Genomic DNA, 11,465 nt, shown 5'->3' on the forward strand with positions numbered 1-11,465 from the left:
AGCTCAGTCCTCGTTGCGAAATCCCGATGCCTGGACGAGCGGGCGCCAGAACTCGCGCTCGGCGTGCAGCGTGCGGGTCACGGCCGCGCCAGGCAGGCCAGTCGCTTCCAGACCGACACGCGGCAACAGGGCTTTCATCTCCGGTTTCTGCATGGCGGCAACGAATGCCTGCTCCAACCGTTGCACCACCTCCGGGGGCGTCCCCGCAGGCACAAAGGCGCTGTACGACGCATTCGCGTGATCGAATGCGTCGATGCCATCTTCACGCACGGTTGGCACATCGGGGAGGGCCGCGTTTCGATGGGTGCCGGACACGGCCAGAATGCGAATCTTGCCAGCGCGATAAAGCTCCAGCTGGCTGGCCAGGGCGTCGGTGGCTAACGGAACGTGCCCGCCCACGAGGTCCGTCACAAGCGGCGCGCCTCCCTTGTAGGCCACCGGCCTGAGCGGTACGCCTACGGTTCGGCCCATGCCGAGGATGGCGAAATGCAGTGTCCCGCCCAGCGAGGTGAGGCCGACGCTGCCCTGTGATGGGTTCGCACGGACCCAGCTCACGTATTCCCGCAGCGTCTTGTAGGGGCGATCCGCGCCCGCCGATATCACCGTAGGGACTTCCGCAAGCTGCGCCACAGCAATGAAATCGCGATCGACGTCATAGTCAAGCCGCCGGTAGGTCATCGGGAAGATGACCATCGGCGCATTCGATGAAAGCAGCACAGTCCTGCCGTTCGGCTGTGATCGCTTCACGTAGTCGATGGAGATGCGCGTCGACGCGCCCGGCCTGTTTTCCACGATCACCGGGCCCATGCCGGCCAACCGCAGTTGCTCGGCCAGCGAGCGCCCGAGGATGTCCAGCGCGCCCCCGGGCGGGAAGCCGACAACAAGCCGCAAGGGAGTTGTGCTTCCCGTCGCTGCAGGAGGCTGCGCGCCGGCTGGATTCGCTTGCACGGCGGCCAGCCCGGCCACCGAGGCAGCCGCAAGCAAACGGCGTATCGATTTCTTCATGGCACCTCCACGTCTGGCCAGCGGGACAAGAGATTCTGAGAGGCCTCGAACAGCGCAGCCGCGCCGAGCAGGTCGGACTCCCCGCGCAGACGCCCCACCAACTGCAAGCCGACGGGCAGTCCGTCACGGCCAAAACCGCAGGGCAGGGTGATGGCGGGGTGGCCGGTCAGGTTGAACGGCATGGTCCAGGGGAACCAGTTGGATCGCACCTCGTCGTACAGCCGGCCGTCGATCTCTATCTGCCCGAACAGATCCTGGTCAATCGGCAGGGCGGTGCGCGCGATGGTGGGAACGGCGATGAAGTCGTGGTCACGAAGCAGCGCCTGCACGTGCCGGAACAAGCGGGTGCGTTCGAAGTTGGCCCTCTGGTAGTCGACCGCGCTGAATTCATTGGCAAGGGCCAGCTGTTGCAACAGCGAAGGGCTGAGCCGGTCAGGCTGCTGCAGGGCCATCTGACCGAAGCGCGCTCGCCATACCGTGTGGTTGATGGTTCGCCAGAGCGGCTCGATGTCGAAGGCCGAGCCAGGCATCTCTGCGAGATCCGCGCCCAGGTCCTGCAACCGGTCCAGGGCAGACGCGAAGCACGCGGCCACATCTGCGGCGACCGGTCGCCCGGGTGGCGAGATCGCGAACAGGATGCGCCTGCCCCGCAGGTCGGTGGCAGTGCGCGTCGCATCTACATAGTCGGCCGCGCGCGCGCCAGCGGACCAAGGGTCTGAAGCGTCTTCACCGGCCATCGCCTGGAGCATCAATGCAGTATCGGCCACCGTGCGTGAGATAGGCGTGACATAGGTGAGGTTGCCAAAGGCATCCTCCACCTGAGAGTGCGGTACCAAGCCGATGCTTTGTTTCAGGCCGACGGCACCATTGCAGGCCGCCGGAATCCGGGTGGAACCGCCGCCGTCCGTGGCAATGCCGATCGGGGCGAGCCCGGCCGCTACTGCCACCGCCGCGCCACCGCTGGAACCACCGCTGGTGTGGCCGGGATGCCAGGCATTGCGGGTACGACCGAACAGAGGCGCATCGGTGAGGCACTTCGCTCCGAACTCCGATGTGGTCGTCTTCCCGATAAGGATGGCTCCTTGTCGGCGTAGTCGGGCAACGGCTACCGCGTCCTCGGTCGGGACGTTGTCCGCGAACAGCAGGGAGCCGAATGTCGTACGCACCCCGCGGGTGTTAACCAGGTCCTTGCAGGAATAAGGAATCCCGTGCAGCAATCCTGTGGGTTCCCCGCGCATGATCGATTGCTCCGCGGCCTGTGCCTCCTGCATGGCCTCGTCGGGGCAAAGCGTTATGAAACAGTTGAGTTCCGACTGGAGCCTGRCCGCACGATCCAGCACGGCACGCGTTACCTCGACCGGGGAAACCTCGCGGGCAGCTATCGCTTCGCGAAGCCGCACGGCAGGCAAGAAGCAAAGTTCCTCATTCATCCAAGACATCCTGGGAGAGCCCGGCTCAAGTGACCGGCAACGAATCAAAGTTGACATACACCCCCCGCCCGGTCCAATACTCGTTCACAATCAAGGCATATCGGAATCGTATGACCCATGGACCTCAAGAGCCTGCGTTATTTCGTTGCTGTAGCGGAGGCCCGCAGCGTGGGCAAGGCCGCCGAGCGTCTTCACATGGCGCAACCGCCGCTGTCCGTCCAGATTCGCAACCTCGAGGCACAACTCGGTACGGCGCTCTTTGTGCGCGAATCCACCGGCATGCGACTGACAGACGCGGGTAGCGCGCTCTTCGCGCGCGCGCGCGAAGCCCTGGCGCTGGCACACGAGGGGTTCGAGGCCGCACGCGCCGTAGCGTCCGGGCGGCGCGGGCGGCTGTCTGTCGGCTACATGTTTTCGCTTGGCTACGCCGTACTGCCGAAGCTCGTGCCGCAGTTGCACCGCGTACTCCCGGATGTCGAACTGCAGTTCGTCGAGATGAGCACCTCGACATATGAAGCGCAGATCATCGACCACAAGGTGACAGTTGGTTTGTGCATGCCACCGCTTCAGCGGCCTGACCTGTCCACGACGATCGTCGGCATGCAACCGCTACGGCTGGCCTTGCCGGCACGTGCACCGCTCGCGCGGCTTTCGTCGGTGCCGGTGGCACGGCTGCACGGGCAGAGATTGATTGCGCTGCCCACACTGACAGGGGGCGGGGACACTTCGATGGTTGCCGCTCTGCTGCGGCGCCACCAGGTAACCATGCAGATAGTCGAGCGGGTGGAGACGGTTCATGCGGCACTGGCTCTGGTGCTCGCAGGCGAGGGGGTTGCGATCGTGCCGGCGTGCGCGGCAATCGGCAGGCCTCCGGGTGTCGCGTTCCGAAAGCTTAAGGAAGTCACGGAGGGGTTCGAGGTGGCCGTCTGCCGGCGCCGCGATCTGGATAGCCCCTTCATCGAGCCGTTCATCACGGCGGCGCGGCACGCGCTCCGATGACGGCGCAATACCACGCGCATGGCGCTGCTGGCCGCCGGCCTGACGGCCGGCAGCGAGGAAGCCGGCGAGATCCGCTGCGTGCCCGCGGAAGGCGTCGACCTCTGCACGGTGGGCGGCCAGGACCGGCTCGGCGCCCGCCTAACCGGAAACGCCGCCAGCCGGACTGAGCCGGGGCCCGCCCGACCCTGCTGCGCAAGATCCCCTGCGGCTCAAGGGTGCCAGGTCGACGGCCGTTCGATCTGCATCGCCGGCCGCTGGCTGCCCGCCATGGCGTAGGACAGCCTGTTGGCGGCATCCATCACCGTCTGCGCCAGCTCCAGCAGCCGCGCCTCGCCCAGGCGCGATGTCGGTCCCGAGATGCACATGGACCCGAGCAGCCGCCAGTGCAGCCCGAAGACGGGGGCCGACACGCTCGACACCTCCGGCTCGCGCTCGCCGAGTGACAGGTGGAATCCGCGGCGGCGGATCAGTTCATGGAGCTCGCCGGGCTCGCCGGAGAAGGCCAGGATGACCCGGCCGGGCGAGCCGCTGTCCAGCGGCAGGCCCGCGCCGATCCGCACGTGGTGCCGGATCGCCTGGGGTCCTTCCACCCGCACCAGGCACGTGCGCTGCTGCCCCTCGCGCACGTAGAACGATGCGCTTTCGCCGGTCTTGATGGTCAGCTCCCGCAAGACCGGTTCCACCACCTCCTGCACGTTGAAGGTCGCCTGGTAGCACGCGCCCAGCCAGCCGGCCGCGCGGCCCAGGCGCCAGCTGCCGTCCTCCTTCTGCACCAGGTAGTTGTCGGCGGCGAGCGTGCGCGCCAGGCGCAGCACCGTCGTCTTGTGGATGCCGGTGCGGCGGCTGAGGTCGGCCAGCGTCAGCTGCGCGTCATTGACGCCGAAGGCTTCCAGGACGCGCAGGGCACGCGTGACGGCGGTGACCCCGCCGCTGGCGCCCTCTTCCAGGCCAGGGGTGGTCGAGGCATCTCTTTTTCGGTTCATATGACGGTACGCGTTGCACGGTACGAAACGGTATTGTATGCCGTGAAACGCTAGACAACAATCCAGCTCACAACATAACGAGATCTGGAGACAGTCATGAACGCAGTCCTGAGCGTTGTCCTCGGCGCGGTTCGCCGCTGCACGTTCGCCGTCACGGCCGGCGCCGGCGCGGTAGCCGTTGCCGCGGCTTCGGCCACCGCCATCGCCGCGGTGCCTTATCCCGCCAAGCCCATTCGCGTCATCGTGCCGTTCCCGGCCGGCGGCGGCACCGACATCATCGCCAGGGAGGTGACCAACAAGGTGGCGCTTGCCACCGGCTGGATCTTTGTCGTGGACAACAAGCCGGGCTCGGGCGGCAACCTCGGCGTCGATGCCGCCGCCAAGGCACCGGCCGACGGCTACACCATCGTGCTGGGCCAGACCAGCAACCTTGCCATCAATCCCACGCTGTACAGCCGCCTGCCGTACGACCCCGTGAAGGACCTGGCCCCGATCAGCCTGGTGGCCAGCGCGCCGCTGGTGCTGGTCACGCCCGTCAATTCGCCCTACAAGACGCTGGCGGACGTGATCAAGGCCGGCAAGGCCAGGCCGGGCGCCATCAACTTCGCGTCGCCCGGCAACGGCACGGTCGCGCATCTGTCCGGCGAACTGCTCCAGAAGACCGCGGGCCTCAAGCTCACCCATATCCCGTACAAGGGCGCCGCCCAGGCCGTCAACGACCTGATCGGCGGCCAGGTCGACCTGTACATGGCTTCCGTGCCGTCGCTGCTCGGCCATATCCGCAACGGCAAGCTGCGTGCGCTGGCGGTGACCTCGCTCAAGCGCGTTGCCGACCTGCCGCAGATCCCGACCGTCGCCGAGTCCGGCTATCCGGCCTTCGAAGCTGCCACGTGGTTCGGCTTCGCAGCCCCCGGCGCGACACCGCCAGCCGTGGTCGCCCGCCTGAACGCCGAGTTCAACAAGGCGCTGCAGGCGCCGGAGCTCGCGAGGAAGCTCAACGAGCAGGGCGCGACGGTGCTCGGCGGCACGCCCGACCAGTTCGGCGCGCTGGTCAAGCGGGACATTTCCCGCTGGTCGGCGGTCGTCAAGGCATCCGGCACCACGCTGGACTGAGCGCTGCCGTCCTGCCTCGTTTGCGCGTTCCCCATTCCACGTCCCACTTCACGTCCCACTTCACGTCCTTCCGGAGCCAAGCCATGAGCCTGCCCAACATCATCAAGTCGTTCGATCGCGTGTCCGCCGCCGTTGTGGCGAAGGCCGCCAAGTTCCAGCCGGCCATCCTCGCCGACGTCGCCGGGCGCCGCGGCGCGCTTCACGGACGCATCCGGGCATTGCGCCCGAGCATGAAGGTGGCCGGCCCGGCCTTCACCGTCGAGGTGCGCCCCGGCGACAACCTGATGATCCACGCGGCGCTGGCGCTGGCGCAGCCCGGCGACGTGCTGGTCATCGATGGCAAGGGCGACCAGACCTCCGCGCTGATGGGCACGATCATGATGCACGCGGCACGCCAGCGCGGCCTCGCCGGCGTGGTGATCGACGGCGCGGTGCGCGACAGCCTCGACCTCGAGGAGATGCAGTTCCCGGTCTTCTCCGTGGGCACCAACCCGAACGGGCCGACCAAGGAAGTCGCCGGGCGCATCGGCCATCCGGTGTCGGTGGGCGGGGTGACCGTGAACCCGGGCGATTTCATCAGCGGCGATGCCGACGGGCTGGTGGTGGTGGAGCGCGAGAAGATCGAAGCGCTGCTCGAGGTCGCGGCCAGGAAGGAAGAGGCGGAAGCCAGGCGGATCGCGCAGATCAAGGAAGGCAATACCAATGCGCCGTGGCTGCTGGCCTCGCTGGTGACCGCCGGCGTGCTCAAGCAGGGAGAAGCGCTGTGACGACGCGTCCCGCCATTCTCGTGACCGCGGCGGATCTCGCGCCGCAGGCCCTCGCGCTGCTGGACGGCTATGACATCGTATTCGCCGGCAAGACCCCGCAGCACGACGATCTCCTCGCGTTGGCCCGCCGGCACAACCCGGTCGGCATCATCGTGCGCTATGGCGCGGTGACCGCCGCGATCATGGACGCCGCGCCCGCATTGCGCGTGATCTCCAAGCACGGCAGCGGCACCGACACCATCGACAAGGCCGCCGCCGCCGCGCGTGGCGTGGCGGTGACGGCCGCGGCCGGGGCCAATGCCGCCGCCGTGGCGGAGCACGCGCTGGCGCTGATGCTGGCATGCGCGAAGTCCGTGGTGGCGCTCGACAAGCGCATGCATGCCGGGCAGTGGGACAAGGCCACGCACAAGAGCGTGGAACTCGACGGCCGCACGGTCGGCCTCGTCGGCCTGGGCGCCATCGGCCTGCGCTTCGCCAGGATGTGCGATGCCATCGGCATGCGCGTGATCGGGTTCGACCCGTTCGCGACGAACCTGCCGGCCTACGTGCAGCCGGCCGCGCTCGATGCCATCTGGCAGGAGTCGGACGTCATCTCGCTGCATTGCCCGCTCACGGCGGACAACCGGCAGATGGTCAACGCGCAGACGCTGGCGCGCTGCAAGCCCGGCGTGCTGGTCGTCAATACCGCGCGCGGCGGGCTGATCGACGAGCCCGCGCTGCTGTCGGCGGTGCGCTCCGGGCAGGTGGCCGCGGCCGGGCTGGACAGCTTCGCCGCCGAGCCGATGACCGTGCCGCATGTCTTCCATGGCGAGCCGGGCTTTATCCTGAGCCCGCATATCGGGGGCGTGACGAGCGCGGCCTACGTGAACATGGGGATGGCCGCCGCCAGGAACACGCTCGCGGCGCTGGCCGCGGCGAGCGAGCCGGCGCTCGCCCGCGCATAGGCGGCACGCAGGACGGACAGGCGAGGCCACGAGGCGCGGCTCCCACGAGAGGAGTGCGCAGGGCCTCGCAGCAAATGGTGGTGCAAGGAGACAGAACATGAAAGCGATTCAACGCGGCGCGGCAGCGCCGTGGCGGCTGGCCCTGGGCCTGCTTGCCATCCTGCCGGCGATGATGCAGGCGCAGGCACAAACGCCCGCGCAAGCCTGGCCGGCCAAGCCGGTCAAGATCGTCGTGCCTTACCCGCCGGGCGGCGCGGTCGACGCGGTCACGCGCAAGATGGCCCAGCGCCTGACCGCGCAGACCGGGCAGAGCTTCTATGTGGAGAACAAGGCCGGCGCCACCGGAACGATCGGTGCGCTGCAGGTCGTGCACGCGGCGCCCGACGGCTACACGCTGCTGGCCAACGACACTACGTATTCGCTGCTGCCGCATATCTTCAAGAAGCTACCGTTCGACTACGCCGAAGACCTGCAGCCGGTCTCCGCGTATGTGTTCGCGCCGATGGGCGTGGTCGTCAAGGCCGACGGCAAGTACAAGACACTGTCCAGCCTGGTGGCCGCCGCCAAGGCGGAAGACAACAAGGTGTCGTACGGTTCGGGCGGCGCGGGATCGACGCCGCACTTCGCCAGCGAGGCGCTCGGCGTGGCGGCGGGCGCGCATTTCCTGCATGTGCCGTTCAAGGGCGCCGGCGAGGCTACCGTGGCGCTGCTCGGCGGCACCGTCGATTTCCAGATCGCCTCCATCCCCGGCGTGATCGGGCAGGTTGCCGGCGGCAAGCTCAGCGTGCTGGCGGTCAGCGGGGACAAGCGCCTGCCGGCATTGCCGAACGTGCCGACGTTCGCCGAAGCCGGGCTGCGCGGGTACGGCGTCACCAATTTCACCGGCCTGTGGGCACCCAAGGGCACGCCCCGGGAGGTGCTGAACCGCATCCAGAAGGAAGTCGCCATCGCGATGGCCACGCCGGACATGCGCACGTACGCGCAAAGCATCGGTGCGGACGCAGGCTACTGGGACACCCGGACGTTCTCGAAGGAGATGGTCGAGCGCACGGCATTCTGGGGCAAGGTGGCCAGTGGCACGGGCTTCCAGAAGCAGTAGCCAGGGCCGGCCGCATCGATTCCAATAGAGATAAGCTGGCAGGGATCGCGCGGCCAATCCTCCTGCGCAGGCTAAACCACAAGGCATCATCATGTTCCTCATGCATCCTCCGGCCGTCCGCGAGGCTCAGACGTTCGCGCGGCTGCCGGCGCGCTACCGGCAGCGCCGCCATACCGCGTGGTCCGCCGCCAACCAGGGCGGCCGGGAGATCGATTCGTTCCTCGAAGGCCCGGTCACCGACGACAGCGGCAATCTCTATGTCACGGACATCCCGAACGGCCGCATCCTGCGCGTCGACGCAGAAGGCGAGTGGGAGCTGATCGCGGAGTGGGACGGCGAGCCGAACGGCATGAAGCGCATCGGCGCGCACGAACTGCTGGTCACCGACTACCGCAACGGCCTCATGGCCGTCGACCTGCGCACGGGCAACGTCCGGCCGTTCCTGTCACGCCGCCATACCGAGAGCTTCAAGGGCGTGAACGACCTGACGCTCGACGCGCACGGCAACCTCTACTTCACCGACCAGGGCCAGACCGGCCTGCACGACCCGACCGGGCGCGTCTACCGGCTGACGCGGGAAGGGCGCCTGGAACTGCTGCTGGCCAACGTGCCCAGCCCGAACGGCATCGTGCTGTCGCCGGACGAGCGCTTCCTGTTTGTCGCGGTCACGCGCGGCAACTGCGTATGGCGCATGCCGTTGCAGGCGGACGGCAGCGTGTCGAAGACGGGGCAGTTCTTCACCTCGTACGGGCCCAGCGGGCCGGACGGGCTGGCCATGGACGAGGCAGGCCGCCTGCTGGTGGCCAACCCGGGTCTGGCGTATGTCTGGGTACTCAGCCAGCGCGCCGAGCCGGTGGTGGTGATACGCGGCACGCCCGGCCATTCGCTGACCAACATGGCGTTCGGCGGGGCGGACCGCAAGCGGCTGTTCATCACCGACTCCACCGCCGGCGAGATCCTGTCCATCGACATGGATGTGCCCGGCATGCCATTACACGACAACCTGGAGGCGCAACGCGGATGACGAACGCCCTGCTGCAGGATGCGTGCGATTGCCACGTGCACTTCTATGACGGGCGCTTTCCGTGCGCGCCGGGCGCCACGCTGCGCCCGGCGGACGCGCGCGTCGCCGACTACCGCGCGGCGCAACGGGACATGGGCACCACGCGGGCCGTGGTGGTGACGCCGTCGACGTATGGCACCGACAACCGTGCCACGCTCGCCGCGCTGGCGGAGCTTGGCGCCGACGCGCGCGGCGTGGCGGTGGTCGACACCTCCGTCACGGACGCAGACCTGGAGCACCTGCACGCGCGGGGCATGCGCGGCATCCGCTTCAACCTCACCATGCCCGGACCGGTGGATGCGGGCATGCTGCCTGCGCTTGCGTCGCGGATCGCGCCCCTGGGCTGGCACGTGCAGCTCAATGCGCCCGCGGCGTGGTTGCCGGAGATGGAATCCATGCTCGCGGCGTGCCCGGTGCCCGTGGTCTTCGACCACTACGGCCACCTGCCGTTCGGCGACGCGGCGTTCGAGCCGGCGTTCGCCGTGATCGCGCGGCTGCTGGCCGAGGGCAAGGGCTGGGTCAAGCTCTCCGGCCCCTACATCGAATCGCGCGAAGGCGCGCCCCGCTACGGCGACGTGGCAGCCCTGGCGCGCCGCTACCTGGCGCTGGCGCCCGGGCAGATGCTGTGGGCATCCGACTGGCCGCATCCCACGCTGCGCGCGCAGGACAAGACGCGCTGCGACGATGGCGCCCTGCACGCGCTGTTTCGCCAGTGGTGCGGCGACGATGCCCTGGTGCGGGCCGTCCTCGTCGACAACCCCCAACGACTATATGGCTTCGCCGCGAGGGCCGAAGCCGCATGACAACAAGACCGGAGACCCCTCTCATGACACTCGGGAAGATCGTCGCAACGCTGTGCCTGTCGACGCTGGCTTGCATCGCGGGCCACGCCCACGCCCAGGCGGACTGGCCGAAAAAGGTCATCACCTACGTGGTGCCTTACCCCGCGGGCGGCACCACCGACATCCTCGCCCGGCTGATCGCGCAGAAGCTCGGCCAGGCCCTGCAGACCACGGTAGTCGTCGAGAACAAGCCAGGCGCCACGGGCGCGATCGGCTCCGCCTTCGTGGCGCGGGCCCCGGCGGACGGCTACACACTGCTTGGCGCATCGACCGCGTCCCACGCCATCAACCCCGTGCTGAACCCGAAACTGCCGTACGACGCCGTCAAGTCGTTCGCGCCCGTCGTGCTGATCGGCACCATTCCGAGCGTGCTCGTGGTCGGCGCGGACAGCCCCTACCACGATGTGCAGGGCCTGCTTGCCGCGGCCAGGAAGAAGCCAGGGTCCGTGAGCTTCGCCTCGGGCGGCAATGGCACCATCCTCCAGATGTCCGGGGAACTGCTCAAGGCGCAGGCTCATGTCAAGCTGACGCACGTGCCCTACAAGGGCGACGTGCCCGCCATCCAGGATGTGATGGCCGGCCACGTCGACTTCATGTTCGCGCCGACCGCGCCGATCCTGCCGCATGTGCAAGGCGGCAAGCTGCGCGCGCTCGGGGTGGCCACGAAGGCCCGCGTGGCGAGCCTGCCGGCCGTGCCGACGATGGGCGAGGCCGGCGTCCCCAGCTTCGAGGCGGAACAGTGGCAAGCGATATTCGCGCCCGCGGGCACGCCACCGCAGATCGTGCAGCGGCTGAACACCGAGATCAACCGCATCCTGAAGGACCGCGACGTGATCGCGCATCTGGATGAACTGGGCGTCAGGATCGTCGGCGGCACGCCCCAGCAACTGGCCGACTTCCAGAAGGCGGACATCGCCAAGTGGGCCAAGGTGGCAAAGGCGGCCGGGGTAACGCTGGATTAAGCTGCACTGTGGTGGTCACGCCTTCGATTCGCCCAGACAGCGACAGGCCTGGACGCATTACAGGTTCTTGAGCGCAGCCTGCACGTGCTGCTGGAATTGCCCGGGCTCGCCCAGCGCATTGGCGTTGAGCAGCGCCAGCTTGACCAGGAACAGTTGGGCCTTGTCCACGCCGGCCTCATCGATGGCGGTGGCCAGGGCGTCATAGACGGCTTCCAGGCCGGGGATGCTCAGGGTCTTGTGAGGGGTAGTCATGGGACT

The 11,465-nt window shown here is 68.1% G+C and carries 12 protein-coding genes; 8 read left to right on the plus strand and 4 right to left on the minus strand.

Annotation, left to right across the window (positions count from 1 at the left end):
* Nucleotides 1–3: 3 nt before the first annotated feature.
* Nucleotides 4–1,005 (minus strand): tripartite tricarboxylate transporter substrate-binding protein, encoded by a 1,002-nt coding sequence (locus AC1DK4_RS20320; RefSeq protein WP_441615670.1) that lies wholly within the window; start codon nucleotides 1,003–1,005, stop codon nucleotides 4–6.
* Nucleotides 1,002–2,435, minus strand: coding sequence for an amidase (locus AC1DK4_RS20325; RefSeq protein WP_477131734.1), 1,434 nt, complete (start codon nucleotides 2,433–2,435; stop codon nucleotides 1,002–1,004). Before AC1DK4_RS20325 ends, AC1DK4_RS20320 begins: the two co-directional genes overlap by 4 nt.
* Before the next feature lie 117 nt (nucleotides 2,436–2,552).
* Between AC1DK4_RS20325 and AC1DK4_RS20330 the strand changes: the two genes are divergently transcribed.
* Nucleotides 2,553–3,434 carry a LysR family transcriptional regulator gene (locus AC1DK4_RS20330; protein ID WP_441615674.1) on the plus strand — a complete coding sequence of 294 codons (882 nt, stop codon included), beginning with the start codon at nucleotides 2,553–2,555 and terminating at the stop codon, nucleotides 3,432–3,434.
* Between the two features lie 209 nt (nucleotides 3,435–3,643).
* On the opposite strand, the gene AC1DK4_RS20335 is transcribed toward AC1DK4_RS20330, so the two are convergent.
* A complete protein-coding gene (locus AC1DK4_RS20335) occupies nucleotides 3,644–4,417 on the minus strand; it encodes an IclR family transcriptional regulator (protein ID WP_441615676.1) in 774 nt (257 codons plus the stop codon).
* Between the two features lie 96 nt (nucleotides 4,418–4,513).
* Between AC1DK4_RS20335 and AC1DK4_RS20340 the strand changes: the two genes are divergently transcribed.
* The 7 genes from AC1DK4_RS20340 (at nucleotide 4,514) to AC1DK4_RS20370 (ending at nucleotide 11,207) form a co-directional block, all read left to right on the plus strand.
* A complete protein-coding gene (locus tag AC1DK4_RS20340) occupies nucleotides 4,514–5,530 on the plus strand; it encodes a tripartite tricarboxylate transporter substrate binding protein (protein WP_441615678.1) in 1,017 nt (338 codons plus the stop codon).
* 83 nt (nucleotides 5,531–5,613) lie between these two features.
* Nucleotides 5,614–6,297 (plus strand): RraA family protein, encoded by a 684-nt coding sequence (locus AC1DK4_RS20345; protein WP_441615680.1) that lies wholly within the window; start codon nucleotides 5,614–5,616, stop codon nucleotides 6,295–6,297.
* Nucleotides 6,294–7,241: an NAD(P)-dependent oxidoreductase gene (locus tag AC1DK4_RS20350; RefSeq protein WP_441615681.1), complete on the plus strand. Its 948-nt coding sequence runs from the start codon at nucleotides 6,294–6,296 to the stop codon at nucleotides 7,239–7,241. Before AC1DK4_RS20345 ends, AC1DK4_RS20350 begins: the two co-directional genes overlap by 4 nt.
* A gap of 97 nt (nucleotides 7,242–7,338) precedes the next feature.
* Nucleotides 7,339–8,340 (plus strand): Bug family tripartite tricarboxylate transporter substrate binding protein, encoded by a 1,002-nt coding sequence (locus tag AC1DK4_RS20355; protein ID WP_441615683.1) that lies wholly within the window; start codon nucleotides 7,339–7,341, stop codon nucleotides 8,338–8,340.
* Nucleotides 8,341–8,431: 91 nt separating this feature from the next.
* A complete protein-coding gene (locus AC1DK4_RS20360) occupies nucleotides 8,432–9,364 on the plus strand; it encodes an SMP-30/gluconolactonase/LRE family protein (RefSeq protein ID WP_441615685.1) in 933 nt (310 codons plus the stop codon).
* Nucleotides 9,361–10,206, plus strand: coding sequence for an amidohydrolase family protein (locus tag AC1DK4_RS20365; RefSeq protein ID WP_441615687.1), 846 nt, complete (start codon nucleotides 9,361–9,363; stop codon nucleotides 10,204–10,206). Before AC1DK4_RS20360 ends, AC1DK4_RS20365 begins: the two co-directional genes overlap by 4 nt.
* A gap of 23 nt (nucleotides 10,207–10,229) precedes the next feature.
* Nucleotides 10,230–11,207, plus strand: coding sequence for a Bug family tripartite tricarboxylate transporter substrate binding protein (locus tag AC1DK4_RS20370; RefSeq protein ID WP_441615688.1), 978 nt, complete (start codon nucleotides 10,230–10,232; stop codon nucleotides 11,205–11,207).
* A gap of 57 nt (nucleotides 11,208–11,264) precedes the next feature.
* Here the strand turns inward: AC1DK4_RS20370 and AC1DK4_RS20375 are convergent, their stop codons facing one another.
* Nucleotides 11,265–11,459, minus strand: coding sequence for a DUF2783 domain-containing protein (locus AC1DK4_RS20375; protein WP_441615690.1), 195 nt, complete (start codon nucleotides 11,457–11,459; stop codon nucleotides 11,265–11,267).
* Nucleotides 11,460–11,465: the final 6 nt, after the last annotated feature.

This window comes from Cupriavidus sp. 05N38 (assembly GCF_056397345.1).